Source organism: Pedobacter sp. Leaf250, assembly GCF_920984735.1.
Taxonomy (GTDB): domain Bacteria; phylum Bacteroidota; class Bacteroidia; order Sphingobacteriales; family Sphingobacteriaceae; genus Pedobacter.
In genome coordinates, this window is sequence record NZ_CAKLBU010000025.1 from 24,257 (window position 1) to 39,118 (window position 14,862).

15 protein-coding genes are annotated in these 14,862 nt (G+C 37.4%); 11 read left to right on the top strand and 4 right to left on the bottom strand.

All coding sequences use genetic code 11. The features are described 5' to 3' along the window. Together LUA91_RS18185 and lpxK are read right to left on the bottom strand one after the other, a co-directional pair. Nucleotides 1-816, bottom strand: coding sequence for a purine-nucleoside phosphorylase (locus LUA91_RS18185; protein WP_231427532.1), 816 nt, complete (start codon nt 814-816; stop codon nt 1-3). Next, nucleotides 788-1,849 carry a tetraacyldisaccharide 4'-kinase gene (gene lpxK / locus LUA91_RS18190; protein ID WP_231427533.1) on the bottom strand — a complete coding sequence of 354 codons (1,062 nt, stop codon included), beginning with the start codon at nt 1,847-1,849 and terminating at the stop codon, nt 788-790. Before lpxK ends, LUA91_RS18185 begins: the two co-directional genes overlap by 29 nt. Nucleotides 1,850-2,061: 212 nt before the next feature. On the opposite strand from lpxK, the gene LUA91_RS18195 reads away from it, so the two are divergent. The 10 genes from LUA91_RS18195 (at nt 2,062) to LUA91_RS18240 (ending at nt 10,853) form a co-directional block, all read left to right on the top strand. After that, entirely contained in the window at nt 2,062-3,201 is a 1,140-nt protein-coding gene (locus LUA91_RS18195) for a sterol desaturase family protein (RefSeq protein WP_231427534.1), read from the top strand. Between the two features lie 78 nt (nt 3,202-3,279). Beyond that, nucleotides 3,280-4,410, top strand: a complete 1,131-nt coding sequence (locus LUA91_RS18200; protein WP_231427535.1) for an NAD(P)/FAD-dependent oxidoreductase — start codon at nt 3,280-3,282, stop codon at nt 4,408-4,410. Further along, nucleotides 4,410-5,123, top strand: a complete 714-nt coding sequence (locus LUA91_RS18205) for a methyltransferase domain-containing protein (RefSeq protein WP_231427536.1) — start codon at nt 4,410-4,412, stop codon at nt 5,121-5,123. Before LUA91_RS18200 ends, LUA91_RS18205 begins: the two co-directional genes overlap by 1 nt. After that, nucleotides 5,120-6,172, top strand: a complete 1,053-nt coding sequence (locus tag LUA91_RS18210; protein ID WP_231427537.1) for a type III polyketide synthase — start codon at nt 5,120-5,122, stop codon at nt 6,170-6,172. The genes LUA91_RS18205 and LUA91_RS18210 overlap by 4 nt, the downstream gene beginning before the upstream one ends. Before the next feature lies 1 nt (nt 6,173). Continuing rightward, nucleotides 6,174-6,626, top strand: coding sequence for a 3-hydroxyacyl-ACP dehydratase FabZ family protein (locus LUA91_RS18215; RefSeq protein WP_231427538.1), 453 nt, complete (start codon nt 6,174-6,176; stop codon nt 6,624-6,626). Then, on the top strand, nt 6,613-7,893 hold the full coding sequence (locus LUA91_RS18220) for a beta-ketoacyl synthase (RefSeq protein WP_231427539.1): 1,281 nt from the start codon (nt 6,613-6,615) through the stop codon (nt 7,891-7,893). The genes LUA91_RS18215 and LUA91_RS18220 overlap by 14 nt, the downstream gene beginning before the upstream one ends. Next, nucleotides 7,886-8,146 (top strand): acyl carrier protein, encoded by a 261-nt coding sequence (locus LUA91_RS18225; protein WP_231427540.1) that lies wholly within the window; start codon nt 7,886-7,888, stop codon nt 8,144-8,146. The genes LUA91_RS18220 and LUA91_RS18225 overlap by 8 nt, the downstream gene beginning before the upstream one ends. Beyond that, nucleotides 8,133-8,597 carry a 4'-phosphopantetheinyl transferase superfamily protein gene (locus LUA91_RS18230; protein ID WP_231427541.1) on the top strand — a complete coding sequence of 155 codons (465 nt, stop codon included), beginning with the start codon at nt 8,133-8,135 and terminating at the stop codon, nt 8,595-8,597. Before LUA91_RS18225 ends, LUA91_RS18230 begins: the two co-directional genes overlap by 14 nt. Nucleotides 8,598-8,755: 158 nt before the next feature. Then, nucleotides 8,756-10,390, top strand: a complete 1,635-nt coding sequence (pruA, locus tag LUA91_RS18235) for an L-glutamate gamma-semialdehyde dehydrogenase (protein ID WP_231427542.1) — start codon at nt 8,756-8,758, stop codon at nt 10,388-10,390. A 208-nt stretch (nt 10,391-10,598) separates the two neighbouring features. Further along, on the top strand, nt 10,599-10,853 hold the full coding sequence (locus LUA91_RS18240; RefSeq protein ID WP_231427543.1) for a hypothetical protein: 255 nt from the start codon (nt 10,599-10,601) through the stop codon (nt 10,851-10,853). A gap of 30 nt (nt 10,854-10,883) precedes the next feature. On the opposite strand, the gene LUA91_RS18245 is transcribed toward LUA91_RS18240, so the two are convergent. Together LUA91_RS18245 and LUA91_RS18250 are read right to left on the bottom strand one after the other, a co-directional pair. Further along, nucleotides 10,884-12,488 (bottom strand): SulP family inorganic anion transporter, encoded by a 1,605-nt coding sequence (locus LUA91_RS18245; RefSeq protein ID WP_231427544.1) that lies wholly within the window; start codon nt 12,486-12,488, stop codon nt 10,884-10,886. A 120-nt stretch (nt 12,489-12,608) separates the two neighbouring features. Continuing rightward, entirely contained in the window at nt 12,609-12,953 is a 345-nt protein-coding gene (locus tag LUA91_RS18250; protein ID WP_231427545.1) for a hypothetical protein, read from the bottom strand. A 337-nt stretch (nt 12,954-13,290) separates the two neighbouring features. On the opposite strand from LUA91_RS18250, the gene LUA91_RS18255 reads away from it, so the two are divergent. After that, a complete protein-coding gene (locus LUA91_RS18255) occupies nt 13,291-14,832 on the top strand; it encodes an acyl-CoA carboxylase subunit beta (protein ID WP_231427546.1) in 1,542 nt (513 codons plus the stop codon). The last annotated feature ends 30 nt before the right edge of the window (nt 14,833-14,862 follow it).

The window sequence follows — 14,862 nt, forward strand, 5'->3', positions numbered from 1 at the left end:
TTATAATTCAGCAATTAAGCGGGTTAAAATCTCCGTCATTTTTGGTTCTGCCTTAGCCGCGGCCTCCAAGATCTCGTCTAAATTAAAAGGTTGTAAATCTTCAGGAAAGCCTTCATCCGTTAGAACCGAAATGGCAAAAACAGGTAAACCTGCATGGTTTGCCACAATAACTTCTGGAACGGTACTCATTCCAACCGCATCGGCACCAATAAGGCGCAAATATTTATATTCTGCTTTAGTTTCTAAATTCGGACCGGAAACCGCAACATAAACTCCCTTATGACATTTAACATCAACCTTTTTGGCAATATCTAAAGCTTTTGCAATAATTGAGCGCTTGTAAGGTTGACTCATATCTGGAAAACGAGGACCCAATGAACTTTCTATTAAACCACGTAGCGGATTATCGGGTTGAAGATTGATATGGTCTTCAATAATCATTAAATCACCTTTTTTAAATTCCGGATTTAATGAACCTGCTGCATTTGAAACGATTAAATTTTCGATGCCCAAACCTTTCATTACCCTAACCGGAAATGTGATTTGCTGCATGCTGTATCCCTCATAATAGTGTAAGCGACCTTGCATGGCCACAATTTTCTTCCCGTTTAATGTTCCGAAAATTAATTTTCCGCTATGAAATTCTAATGTAGAGATGGGGAAATTTGGAATATTTGAGTACATCAATTGATGTTCAATCTCGATTTCTTTAACTAAGCCACCCAAGCCTGTACCTAAAATTATGCCTATTTCTGGTTTAAAGTTTTCGGTTTTGCGTTTTATATATTCAACTGTTTCTTCTATTGCTCTTAACATAGTTTAAAATAAGTTCATCAAAGGTAATCTTATCTTCTTCAAATAAATCAACCTCAATGGGTAAAAAATATACTGGTAAATTTATCAGTAAATTTTTAAATCCCGCAGCTTTTAAACGTTTGCTATCCTTTTCTGTTGTGATGATAATTTTTTCTTTTTTCGTTTCTGCATCAAAAGCCGATTTAAATTTCTCAATATCGTTGATTTTGAATGCATAATGATCTGGAAATTCTTCGTGTTTGATGGTTTTAGAATATTTTTCCAACTCCTCGATAAGTGGAGCAGGATTCGCAATTCCGGTAAGTAAGAAAATTTGGTAATTTTTAATTGAATCTAATGAATGGCTTTCATCGTTGTATAAATGCTTAAGTTCTCCATACTTTAAATATGAATGCAAAACCTTTTGTGTATTGTTTGGCTGGAGCTCATTTATCGAGGCTTGCTGCGCCACATGCAATAGCGGAACCGGAGATTTGGTAACCAATAATACATCGGCTCTTTTCCTGGAAGAGAAAACATCTCTTAAATTTCCTGCCGGAAGCAAGAATTGCAATGTTCCCAATTTCCTGAACTCGAAAAGTAAAATATTAAATCCAGCCTGTACTGCCCGGTGTTGATAGGCATCATCAAGAATAATCAAATCATGGTTTTCTTTTAATTTCTCTATTCCCGCAACTCTATCTTCACAAACGGCAACAGTTACATCTTCAAATTTTTGATAATATTGTAGTGGCTCATCACCAATGGTTTCTGCAGTTGCACTGGCATCTGCTAAAACAAAGCCTTTTGTTTTTCGTCCGTATCCACGACTTAAAATTGCAATTTTATAATCGGCTAAAAGCTTTACTAAATATTCGGTTGTTGGCGTTTTCCCCGAACCACCAACTGCTAAATTCCCTACACAAATTACTGGCAAATCGAATTTTACTGAACGCATGATCCCCCAGTCGTAAAGTTTTTTACGAAGTGTGATGGCCATACCATAAATTAATGAAAAAGGAAGAAGTAAAAGGCGTAAATAGTTAAGTAGCATACCTGTCGTGTTTTCAAAAATAGGGATTATTAATTTTTAAACATTGCTTTTTGAGCAATGACTATTAAAGCAACCCAAGTAAGCATAAAAGGTTTGTAAGAATATTATTGAAATGGTAGCGTTATCAATTTTTTATCAAACTAAAATTTTTGCTTCATTTCAATACAAATACTTAAAATTCAGTATAATTGCTAATTAACAAACTCAATTCAATGTCTCCAAATAAACGTTTAATAGTAGGCCAGGGCCAAATAAGTGGTTATATTTCTATCTTCTTAGCCGTTTTGGCCTTACTAGGAATTTTATGTTTCCATTATCCAGAAAAGCTTACAACACCAGAATTTCGTAAAATTTATACTAAAGATAGTATGGAAGCACTAATGCTCGGTGGTGTAATTACCTCATTCTTTTTTGCAGCATTAAGTGTTATTTTAAGTAGAAAGTTAAAGTGGGGATGGCCAGGTTTTGCCTTGGCTGCATTGGCGGTAATTTTAGGTGCTTTGAGTGTAGAAGGTAGAGATGTAGCCAAATCGAGCTGGCATTTTGGCCTGGATTGGATGATTCTGGATCTATTATTAATGGTCGCCATTTTTGTTCCACTTGAATTGTTTTTCCCTAAAAATAACGAACAAACCAAATTTCATGAAGAATGGCGAACCGATTTAACTTACTTCGTAATCAGCCATTTATTTATCCAGTTTTTTGGAATTGTAACACAAAAACCTGCTGTGCTTTTCTTCGGTTGGATGGGATTAGATAAATTACACAAGTGGATTCAGGGCTTACCCTTTATCGTGGCGCTGTTCTTGGCATTTTTTACAACAGATTTATTCCAGTATTGGGCACATCGTTTTTTCCATACACGAGTTTCGTTATGGCGTTTTCATTCCATCCACCACTCTACCCAAAATATGGATTGGTTAGCAGGAAGCAGAACCCACTTTATTGATATCTTTTTTACCCGGGCAATGACTTTTATTCCTTTGTATATTTTAGGTTTTTCATCTACAGTATTTAATGTGTACATTATTTTTATTGCCATCCATGCTGTTCTCATCCATGCCAACACGAGAATAAATTTCGGTCCGCTTAAGTATATTTTCACTACACCTCAATACCATCATTGGCATCATTGCGAAGACCCGAAATATTACGGACATAATTTCGCATCGATATTTCCTTTTATTGATATGATGTTCGGCACCTATTATTTACCGGGCAAAGAATGGCCTGCAGGTATGGGTGTACATGAAGCCGAGTATCCGAAAGGTTTTGTTAAACAGTCAATTTATCCTTTTACCAAGAGCCCGTTTGATACGGATTTGAAAATGGAGGAGAGAAGTGACCGGTAATTTCAATAACTCAACACTGTAATAAATTTTGAACAAAGGGATTGATATAATTGTTACATTGCATATCTGTAATCCCTTATGCAGTTTCAAACAGAAATCTTAATTATTGGTGGTGGATTAGCAGGCTTAACTGCGGCACTTCACCTCAATAAGTTAGGCTTTGAGGTTGTATTATTGGAAAAATCAAGCTATCCCCACCATAAAGTTTGCGGTGAATATATTTCAAATGAAGTGCTTCCCTACTTTACTTGGCTCGGCATAGATCTTAAAAATTTAGCACCAACGCAAATCACAAATTTGCAATTCACTTCAGCCTCTGGCAAATATGTAAATGCAGTTTTACCCCTTGGCGGTTTTGGTTTAAGCCGGTATAGTATTGATTATTACTTATATAACCTGGCTATAAATCGTGGAGTGAACATCATACATCAAAAAGTAGATCGTGTAGTTTATGTTGAAGATCAATTTGTGGTTGAAACTACATCTGGGACAAGCTTCGAAGCTCGTTACGTTTTGGGTGCTTATGGTAAACGCTCCGCTATTGATGTAAAATTAGAGCGCAACTTTATAAATCAAAAGTCTCCATATCTGGCCATAAAAGCACATTACAAATCAAATTTTCCGAATAATCTGGTAAGTCTGAACAATTACTCTGGTGGATACTGTGGCATTTCCAAAGTAGAAAATGATGTTTTGAATGTATGTTATTTAGCAAATTATGAGAGCTTTAAAAAACATAAGGATATCCAAGCCTATCAGGAAAACGTGCTTTATCAAAACAAGAATTTGAAAAATATTCTTCAGGAAGCTGAAATGGTTTTTGATGCGCCTTTAACCATAAGCCAAATTTCTTTCCATAAAAAAGAACCGGTATTTAATCATGTATTAATGATCGGCGATACCGCTGGCTTGATTCACCCTTTATGCGGAAACGGTATGGCAATGGCTATTCATAGCGCAAAAATAGTAAGCGAACTGATACAGAAACGAACTGAAAATAAGACCTCAAGAAATTCTTTGGAAAACGAATACACTGCAAACTGGCAAAAACTTTTTGGAAGCAGGTTAAAACTGGGGAGAATATTAAGCATGATCCTACAACATAAAACTTACGAACGGTTAGCCATTAATTCAATAACAGCAATGCCATTTGTATTGAGAAAGATAATTAAACATACCCACGGACAACCCATTAAAATGAAAAATTAATGCCGATAGATACCAGATTTAGAAGCAATTCGCCAGAGCTGATGGATGACTTTGATATGAAAGGCGAAGTATTGCGTGATGCATTAGACAAAATTGCAAGCATAAACAAACTGCTTGGAGGGAATAAAGTTACTCTTGACGGAGTAAAAACATTATTGAAAGGCAAACCAAAAACTCAAATAGTGCGTATTACAGATATAGGTTGTGGTAATGGAGATATGCTTAGAACTTTAGCTGATTATGCACAAACAAATAATTTGAATTTCAGTTTAACTGGAGTGGATGCGAATCTGTTTACGATCGATCACGCAAAACATTTATCTGGTAAATATTCCAACATCAGTTACAAGTGCAGAGATATTTTTGACCATTCGGCTAATGATGAATCTTGTGATATTTTCATTTGTACCTTAACGCTTCATCATTTCAAAGATGAAGAAATTGTTGCTTTGTTGGAGCGCTTTAAATCTTCAGCCAAAATAGGGATTGTGATTAATGATTTAGAAAGAAGTGCACTGGCATATCGGCTTTTTAAGGCATTGTGTTTTGTGTTTCGACTAAATTACATGTCAAAAGAAGATGGTTTAGTCTCCATACTTCGTGGCTTTAAAAGGGAAGATTTAGAAAAATTTTCGAAGAAATTAAATTTTAATAATAGCTCGATAAAATGGAAGTGGGCCTTTCGATACCAGTGGATAATTAAAACATTATGAGCGTAGTTGTAAAAGCAGTGGCGAAGGCCTTACCAGAATTTTGGAGAGAAACAGCAGAAATTATTCCTTTTCTAGATGGTTGGCTTAAAAATCAGGATGAACGTTTTGTTAGAAAAGTTAAAAAAATATTTGAAGGCGCTGCCGTTGATAAACGTTACTCTTTTATGTCGCCAGAAGAGGTATTTAGCGATTTAAGTTTTGAGGAAAGAAATGATATTTATTCAAGAGAAGGTATAAAACTTGGAAGCCAATGTTTAAAAACAGCCCTCGAAAAAGCAGAATGGCAACCCGAAGACCTGGATTATATTATTACAGTGAGCTGTACAGGCATCATGATTCCATCACTAGATGCTTACATTATTAATAAACTAAAACTGCGCAAAGACATTATTCGCTTGCCAGTTACCGAGATGGGTTGTGCTGCAGGCGTTTCAGGAATGATTTACGCCAAAAATTTCTTACAGGCAAATCCTGGTAAACGGGCTGCAGTGATTGCTGTAGAATCACCGACCTCTACTTTTCTATTGAATGATTTTTCGATGGCGAATATTGTAAGCGCTGCCATTTTTGGCGATGGTGCGGCGTGTGTTTTACTTAGTTCCGACGCAACAGATAATGGGCCAGAAATTGTTGCAGAAGAAATGTATCACTTTTATGATGCAGAAGAAATGATGGGTTTTAAACTCACTAATGAGGGCCTGAAAATGGTTTTAGATGTTGATGTTCCGGAAACCATAGCCACGCATTTTCCACAAATTATTCATCCTTTTCTGGCTAAAAACAATCTCGAAATCAAAGATATCGATCACCTGATTTTTCATCCTGGAGGAAAAAAAATTATCCAGGTTGTGGAAGAACTTTTTGGTAAACTCGGCAAAAACATCGATGAGACAAAGGAAGTGTTAAGGCTTTATGGAAATATGAGCAGTGCTACAGTTTTATATGTGTTAGAGCGTTATCTCGATAAAGAACCTTCGCCCGGTGAAAAAGGACTTATGCTTAGCTTCGGCCCTGGCTTCTCTGCTCAAAGAATTCTTTTGCAATGGTAATATGAATTCATTGGAAATAATCGGCAAACTGCCATATGGCAAAGGTTTTAAATTCGTTGATGAAATATTAAAAATTGACGAAAATGGCGTTTTAGGCACTTTTACTTTTCATCAGGATCTGGCATTTTACAGCAGTCATTTTGAAAATATGCCAATAACCCCAGGTGTAATTTTAACGGAAACCATGGCTCAAATCGGATTGGTTTGCCTGGGCATTTTCTTATTAAAAGATAATCCCAAAATAAATGAAACCACTTTTGCCATGAGTTCAAATTCAGTAGATTTTCTAAAACCTGTTTATCCTGGAGAAAAAGTATGGGTAAAAAGCGAAAAAATATACTTTAGATTTAACAAATTAAGTTGCCGTGTTGCAATGGAAAATTCTATTGGCGAAATGTTGTGCAAAGGAATAATTTCAGGTATGTTAATCTCAAATTTATATGATCAGCAATAGGGTTGTAATTACAGGTTTGGGTGTTTGTGCGCCAAATGGAATTGATTTAGCAACATTTACGCATTCCATTAAAAACGGTATTTCAGGCATTACCCATCAGCCAGATTTAGAGACACTTGGTTTTTCATGCCAGATTGCCGGAAAACCGCAGCTTAGCGATGAGAAAGTAGCTGAATATTTTAGTCCACTCGAATTAAGAAATCTCAATAGTACAGGCATAATTTATGGTGTAATTGCGGGCCTGGATGCATGGAAAGATGCAGGCTTAGAAAAAAGTGCTAATGAAGAACCAGATTGGGAAAGTGGAACTATTTTCGGTACTGGCACCTCTGGAATAGATAAATTTCGCTGGGCCATCAATAAAATTGATGATATGGAAATACGCAAACTGGGTAGTTCCGTTGTGGTACAAACTATGGCGAGTGGAGTTAGTGCATTTATAGCAGGGAAATTAGGACTTGGAAATCAGGTGAGCACCAATTCTGCTGCCTGTGCCACGGGAGTGGAAAGTATCTTGCTGGCTTATGATCGGATTAAATCCGGAAGGGCAAAACGAATGCTTGCCGGGAGCACGAGCGATAGCGGTCCTTATATTTGGGGAGGATTTGATGCGATGAAAGTGTGTACATTTAAACATAATCACGAACCTAAAAAAGGCAGCAGACCAATGAGCGCCACTGCAAGTGGTTTTGTGCCCGGGAGTGGTGCCGGAGCAATGGTTTTAGAATCGCTTGAAAGTGCGCTATCGCGAAAGGCGAAAATTTATGCAGAGGTTTTAGGAGGCGATTTAAATTCTGGCGGACAACGCGGTTTAGGTACAATGACCGCTCCAAACCCTGTCGCTGTTCAAAGATGCATTAAAAAGGCGATAGAAAATGCCGGAATCCGTGCCGATGAAATCGAGGTTATTAACGGACACCTTACTGCAACAACTAAAGATGCCCTGGAAATTGAGAATTGGAAAGCTGCATTAAATAGATCAAAAGACGATTTCCCTTACATCAATTCATTAAAAGGTTTAGTGGGCCATTGCATCAGCGCAGCTGGAAGTATCGAATCTGTTGCTTCAGTTTTACAACTGAGCGAGGGTTTCATTTTTCCTAATATTAATTGCGAAGATTTAAATCCGGCCATAACCGATCTGGTCGATCAATCTCGCATTCCACAGAGATTAATTTATAAACCATTTAACTTTCTGGCAAAGGCTAGTTTTGGTTTTGGTGATGTAAATGCATGTATCATCCTTAAAAAATACCATTATGAATAAAGAAGAAATTATTGCAGAACTTAAAACCATAATTAAACCTTACAGCGAAGAAACCGCTGCTTTCGAAAGTATTGATGAAGACACTGATTTTTTAACCGATCTAAAAATAAATTCGGCCAACCTGGTTGATATTGTACTTGACATCGAAGAAAAATTTAACATCGAAATCGACAATGATTCGATGGCAAAAATGCTAACTGTTAAAGCCACAGTAGAAGTTATCGAAAGCAAAAGAGGCAATGGTGGGCAATGATATTGTAGATTTAAACCTGGCCAAAATACAAAGCAACTGGCAACGAAAAGGGTATCTCGACAAAATTTTTAATTCGAATGAAAAACTGTTAGTCTCATCAGCAGAAGATCCTGATGTGATGGTTTGGCTATTGTGGAGCATGAAGGAGGCCGCCTACAAAATACATAACCGCAAAACTGGTATTCGAGAATATGCACCTAAAAAGCTAGCTTGTAGCATGTTGCAAAAAACAGATTTAACGTTAGGAATAGTAAATATTGATGAGGTGATGTACTTTACCAAAAGCAGTATCAATTCAGCTTATGTACACAGCATTTCGTCTTTTACTCCTCATCAACTCGATGAAATTAAGATTTCTATTTACGAACTCCCAAATCATCCTTCCAATTATAGGGAAACCAAACCAGGTTGCATCAGCCATCACGGAAAATATCTGGCTTTGGCGTATTAATATGTTTTTGTTTAATATCAGGAACAGATTATTTCAACCATAACAACTACATTATGTTGTGGTTACTTCGCTAAGAGTGTCCCCTATTTTCTTTACAGAAGAATAGAATAGCATCCCTCAAAAAGCCTTATCTTTGTTCAAATCATAAAAAATAAAATATGCTTAAAGGATTTTTTAACGTACCCACTCCGGTAAACGAACCTATATTAAATTACGGTCCAGGCAGCAAAGAACGCGTTCTTTTAAAAGAAGCACTTGCCGAAGCCCGCTCACACCAACAAGATATCCCGATGTATATCGGCGGAAAACAGATACATACTACTAAAAAAGGTAAAGTTGTTCCACCACACGATCATCAACATGTTTTAGCCCAATACAGCATTGGCGATAAAACACATATTCAACAAGCCATTGATGCGGCTTTGGCGGCAAAAGAAGATTGGGAAAACCTTTCGTGGGAACACAGGGCTGCCATCTTTTTAAAAGCAGCTGATTTAATTGCTGGCAAATATCGTTATAAATTAAATGCTGCAACTATGTTGGGGCAAAGCAAAAACGCATACCAGGCAGAAATAGATGCCGCTTGCGAACTGATCGATTTCTTGCGTTTCAACGTGAGTTACATGAGTGATATTTACAAACAACAACCTCCTGTTTCGCCTCGTGGCAGCTGGAACCGTGTAGAGCAACGCCCCTTAGAAGGTTTTGTTTTCGCTTTAACGCCTTTTAACTTTACAGCAATTGCAGCTAACTTACCTGCATCGGCAGCAATGATGGGCAATGTTGTGGTTTGGAAACCTGCAGATACACAAGTTTATGCCGCCAATCTTTTAATGGAAATTTTCCGTGAGGCGGGTTTGCCAGATGGTGTTGTAAATTTAGTTTATGCTGATGGCCCTGAAACTGGCGATGTTATTTTCAACCACCCAGATTTTGCCGGAATTCACTTTACCGGTTCTACAAAAGTTTTCCAGGAAATTTGGAAGACGATTGGTACAAACATACATAAGTATAAATCATATCCTCGTATCGTTGGTGAAACTGGCGGTAAAGATTTTATTTTGGTTCATCCATCGGCACAAACTGATATTGCAAGTACCGCAATTGTTCGTGGTGCTTTCGAATATCAGGGACAAAAATGTTCGGCTGCAAGTCGTGTTTACATCGCAGAGAGCCTTTGGCCTGAAATTAAAAAGCAAATGTTACGCGATATTGCTTCATTTAAAATGGGTGGAACCGAAGATTTTAGCAATTTCATTAATGCCGTTATCGATGAACGTTCTTTCGATAAATTAGCTAAATATATCGACCAGTCTAAAAGCGATAAAGGAGTAGAAATTATTGCTGGAGGTAATTATGATAAGAGCAAAGGTTATTTTATTGAGCCAACTGTTTTGGTTGTTGACGATCCGAAATATACCACCATGTGCGAAGAGTTATTTGGTCCGGTTTTAACCGTTTATGTGTATGCCGATAAGGATTTCGATTCGATTTTAGAAGTAATCGACACCACTTCACCATACGCTTTAACGGGCGCTTTAATTGCTCAAGACCGTTATGCGATTGACAAAGCAAGTCATGCTTTACGCAACTCAGCTGGTAACTTTTACATTAACGATAAATGTACCGGAGCCGTTGTTGGTCAGCAACCATTTGGTGGCGCCAGGGGTTCGGGTACAAACGATAAAGCTGGTTCGATGATTAATTTATTACGTTGGGTTTCTCCACGTACCATCAAAGAAGTTTTCGAATCGCCAACTGATTATCGTTACCCGTTTTTGGCTGAAGATTAATCGATTCGTGAATATACGAAACTAGTCATCGGATGAATATCTGCGTGATGTTTATATTCATCCGATGACTAAATATCAAAAACCTCTGAGCAATCGGAGGTTTTTCTTTTTTAAAGGATTTGGTAAGCACTTGCAATAACAAAACCGCTCATTTCCAAATCCTCTAAAACTATCGCCATTTCCAGCTGTTCTATATAAAAAAAACATCATGGAAAATCAAGATAACGAGAATTTAAAAGATAAGAACGCTGATAATTCAGCAGATAAAACCAATATGCCCGATGGCTTGGTTCCCCGCCATCATAGCGATGAAAACAACGAGAAAAACAAAGTAAAATCTGATGCGGGTAACCTTGGCAGAAATTTTGGAAGAGGTGATTTTGGTTCGGAAGAAGCTAGAGAAGATGCCGAAAAAGGCAACAAAGGAGAAGCTGGAAACATGCCAAATACAGAAGAAAAATAAAGCCTTGGCATCATCCAGGGCTTCATTTTTTTATTTGTTGATATCCTCCAGAATCTTATTTGTTAATTTTGGAACCGTATAATGTTTTTGTACATTCTCGAGGGTAACAATTATGCCTTTTGTATAAGCATTATGTTTGTAATTAAAAATTGTTTCCAAAACATCTGGATCGATATACCGGGCATTTGAACCATCAATAATTACGTTTGTTTCGCGAGGAATATTTGTTAAAACAACTTGAATTGCCGCTTTATTTAAGAATGAAACTTCTTCTGCCAGTTTAATTCTAATGTTCTTTTTATCTCCATCATTAGTAATTCTGTAGAAGTATGGATTACGCATGTTGGTACGCAACAGGTAGAAAATCGATACCAGCATCCCTATAGCAACACCTTTTAACAAATCGGTAAACAACACAGCCACAATGGTTACTACAAAAGGTACAAACTGATCCCAACCTTTGTGGTACATGTGTTTAAATAATCCGATCCTTGTTAACCGATAACCCGTAACCAATAAAATAGCCGCTAAACAGGAAAGTGGAATCATGTTGATGATTTGCGGAATAAATAGTAATGAGAGCAGTAGCCAAACACCATGAAAAATCGCCGACATTTTGGTTCTCGCTCCTGCATTGACATTAGCCGAACTGCGGACAATTACAGAAGTCATCGGTAAACCGCCAATCATACCGCTCGCCACATTTCCGATGCCTTGCGCAAGCAATTCTCTGTTAGTTGGCGATACCCGCTTAATTGGATCGATTTTATCTATCGCTTCAATACTTAACAAAGTTTCTAAACTCGCCACAACTGCAATAGTTAAAGCAACAATGTAAACATTTTTATTTGTCAGCTGCGAAAAATCGGGCGTGGTAAACAGGCCCATAAACTCACTAAAACCACCAACTACAGGTATTTTAACCATTTGATCTGCCCTTAGAGCATAATCAGTACTGGCAAAAAGTATGGTTCCAACTACACCAATAGCTACAACGATTAATGGAGCTGGCACAATTGCCAATTGCCTAACTTTTGGCCAAAACAATAAAATTAAAATTGATAATAAGCTAATGACTACTGCCGCTAAACTGAAATGACCAAGCGCTGCTGTGATAGCAGAAAATGTGTTTTCATGATCCTGCTGAAAGAAACCCTCATCGCCACTAAAATCGCTATCAACACCCAAAGCATGTGGAAGTTGTTTCAAAATTAAGATTAAACCAATGGCAGCCAGCATCCCCTCAATTACGCTTGATGGAAAATAATTACCAATGGTTCCAGCTTTAACCAAACCTAAAATGATTTGAAAAACACCTGCCAGTACCACTGCAAGTAAAAAAGTTGGATAACTCCCCAATGAGGTAATTGCTCCTAATACGATCACTGTTAATCCAGCTGCCGGACCGCTTACGCTAAGTTGCGAACCGCTACAGGAAGCGACAACAATACCTCCAATAATACCTGTAATTAAACCAGCGAATAACTCTGCGCCCGAAGCCAGTGCAATACCCAAACAGAGCGGCAAAGCCACTAAAAAAACAACAATACTTGAGGGAAGGTCTTTCTTTAAATTCTTTGCAAGAAAATATTTTTTCACGTCCGATCCTGAAAAGGCCGGGTTAAACTTTTGCATAACGATATAATTATCTAGTAAATTTTAACGAATAAAATCGTGGAAGAAGTTAAAACTGTAACCGCACAGCTATACAAGCCATGGCACATAACGAATTTTAACTTATCCCAAAGGGGAGAACTAGATAAAATTTGGTGGCGGTGTTGGAACTGTAGGGAGATAGGGATCTACATATCGTTTGAAATGCTCAATAAAACTGCTCTTCAAAATGATGTGACTTGAAGAAAACTCATAAGAAAAGATCGGATGATTAAGTTCAAGAAGTTTAAAATCTGAAAATTTCGCAGAGTCTTTAGCTGGATCTTTACCGCCATCATGCTCTAACTCAATTTGCATGATTACCGCATTCATGATTTCCTTATCAATACTTGTACAAAATACTGGTGCGCCAGAAATTATCATCTTCGCAGAGAAGATGAGCATAAATGCTGCAACAATGAAATATTTGTACTTCCTTAAAATCATTTTAGATTTTCTAATCTTATTCTAATGTGATCTTACAAAAATAAACGGATAATTGGTTTTTCAATACTTTAAGTTGTAAAAAAAATGTAGTGCTACCATGAGCATGATTTATAGCATCAATTTTACTCATATTGATTTTACTTAAAATTGATGAGATTTACTTGTGCAATAGCAGGAAGTAGCTGAAATTTAAAAATGAACAATAAAATAAAATCAATCAGGAGTTAAAACAATCACATTAGCTCATTCGCCTATTAATTTTGGGCTATTCGAAACTTAATAAGTTACCTTGCATTACCGCTAGTAATTTTTAATTTTAAATCCTCATACCTTTGCAATGGATAAAAAAATAGCAACACTTCAGCATAAAATTCAACAGGCTAACCTTGGTGGTGGGCAAGCAAGAATTGACAGTCAACATAAAAAAGGAAAACTTACCGCTCGTGAGCGTATTCATTTTTTAATGGATGAAGGAAGTTTCGAAGAAATAGGCATGTTTGTAACCCACCGCAGTACCGATTTTGGTATGGAACGTGAAAAATATCTGGGCGATGGCGTGGTAACCGGCTATGGTACAATCAATGGCCGCTTAACATATGTGTTCTCGCAGGATTTTACTGTTTTTGGTGGATCATTATCAGAAACCCATGCCGAAAAAATCTGTAAATTGATGGATATGGCCATGAAAAATGGTGCTCCTTTAATTGGTTTAAATGATAGTGGCGGCGCCCGGATTCAGGAAGGTGTGGTTTCATTAGGTGGATATGCCGATATTTTTTACAAAAATGTTCAGGCTTCGGGGTTAATACCTCAACTTTCGGCTATAATGGGCCCATGTGCAGGTGGTGCAGTTTATTCTCCGGCCATTACCGATTTCATTTTAATGGTTGAAAATACATCTTACATGTTTGTTACGGGACCAAATGTGGTTAAAACTGTTACGCATGAAGAGGTAACATCAGAAGAATTGGGTGGGGCAACAACACATGCTACCAAATCTGGTGTTACGCATTTTGCCTGCGCCAATGAAATTGAGGCGATCAATCATGTCAAAAAATTATTAAGCTACATGCCTCAAAATTGTGAGGAAATACCTTCACAATTGGCTTACGAAATTGGCGATGAAAGTAGGTTATCACTCAATACATTCATGCCTCAAAATGCTTCACAACCCTACGATATTCGTGAAATTATAACTGAAGTTGCTGACGCAGAGAGTTTTTTAGAAGTTCATAAAGATTTCGCAGAGAATATTGTTGTTGGTTTTGCCCGTTTAGCTGGACGAAGCATAGGTATTGTTGCCAATCAGCCTGCTTACTTGGCTGGCGTTTTAGATAGTAATTCATCTACCAAAGCCGCTCGTTTCGTACGTTTTTGCGATTGCTTTAATATCCCATTATTGGTTTTTGAAGATGTTCCAGGCTTTTTGCCAGGAACTGATCAAGAATGGAACGGCATTATAACGAATGGGGCAAAGTTGCTATATGCTTTTAGCGAAGCAACTGTTCCACGCATTACAGTAATCACCAGAAAAGCTTATGGTGGTGCTTATGATGTAATGAACAGCAAACACATTGGCGCAGATATGAACTATGCCTGGCCTAGTGCAGAAATTGCCGTAATGGGTGCAAAAGGAGCAGCAGAAATAATTTTTAAAAAGGAAATTACATCAGCAGAACACGCAGAAGAAAAATGGCTGGAAAAAGAAAAACTGTATTCAGATATTTTTGCAAACCCCTATCGTGCCGCAGAACGAGGTTTTATCGATGAAGTGATTGAACCTTCTCAAACCAGAACAAAATTGATAAAAGCATTTAAGATGCTGGAAAATAAAGTGGTTAATAATCCCCGAAAAAAACATGGCAATATACCCTTGTGATGATGGAAGATGGATGAGGTAAGAGGGAAA

Excerpts from the sequence above, each read along its gene's own strand:
- LUA91_RS18195 (WP_231427534.1), top strand. The coding sequence starts at position 2,062 with ATGTCTCCAAATAAACGTTTAATAGTAGGCCAGGGCCAAATAAGTGGT.
- LUA91_RS18210 (WP_231427537.1), top strand. The coding sequence starts at position 5,120 with ATGAGCGTAGTTGTAAAAGCAGTGGCGAAGGCCTTACCAGAATTTTGG.
- LUA91_RS18255 (WP_231427546.1), top strand. The coding sequence starts at position 13,291 with ATGGATAAAAAAATAGCAACACTTCAGCATAAAATTCAACAGGCTAAC.
- LUA91_RS18245 (WP_231427544.1), bottom strand. The coding sequence starts at position 12,488 with ATGCAAAAGTTTAACCCGGCCTTTTCAGGATCGGACGTGAAAAAATAT.
- LUA91_RS18220 (WP_231427539.1), top strand. The coding sequence starts at position 6,613 with ATGATCAGCAATAGGGTTGTAATTACAGGTTTGGGTGTTTGTGCGCCA.
- LUA91_RS18200 (WP_231427535.1), top strand. The coding sequence starts at position 3,280 with ATGCAGTTTCAAACAGAAATCTTAATTATTGGTGGTGGATTAGCAGGC.
- LUA91_RS18240 (WP_231427543.1), top strand. The coding sequence starts at position 10,599 with ATGGAAAATCAAGATAACGAGAATTTAAAAGATAAGAACGCTGATAAT.
- LUA91_RS18225 (WP_231427540.1), top strand. The coding sequence starts at position 7,886 with ATGAATAAAGAAGAAATTATTGCAGAACTTAAAACCATAATTAAACCT.
- LUA91_RS18205 (WP_231427536.1), top strand. The coding sequence starts at position 4,410 with ATGCCGATAGATACCAGATTTAGAAGCAATTCGCCAGAGCTGATGGAT.
- lpxK (WP_231427533.1), bottom strand. The coding sequence starts at position 1,849 with ATGCTACTTAACTATTTACGCCTTTTACTTCTTCCTTTTTCATTAATT.
- pruA (WP_231427542.1), top strand. The coding sequence starts at position 8,756 with ATGCTTAAAGGATTTTTTAACGTACCCACTCCGGTAAACGAACCTATA.
- LUA91_RS18185 (WP_231427532.1), bottom strand. The coding sequence starts at position 816 with ATGTTAAGAGCAATAGAAGAAACAGTTGAATATATAAAACGCAAAACC.
- LUA91_RS18230 (WP_231427541.1), top strand. The coding sequence starts at position 8,133 with ATGGTGGGCAATGATATTGTAGATTTAAACCTGGCCAAAATACAAAGC.
- LUA91_RS18250 (WP_231427545.1), bottom strand. The coding sequence starts at position 12,953 with ATGATTTTAAGGAAGTACAAATATTTCATTGTTGCAGCATTTATGCTC.
- LUA91_RS18215 (WP_231427538.1), top strand. The coding sequence starts at position 6,174 with ATGAATTCATTGGAAATAATCGGCAAACTGCCATATGGCAAAGGTTTT.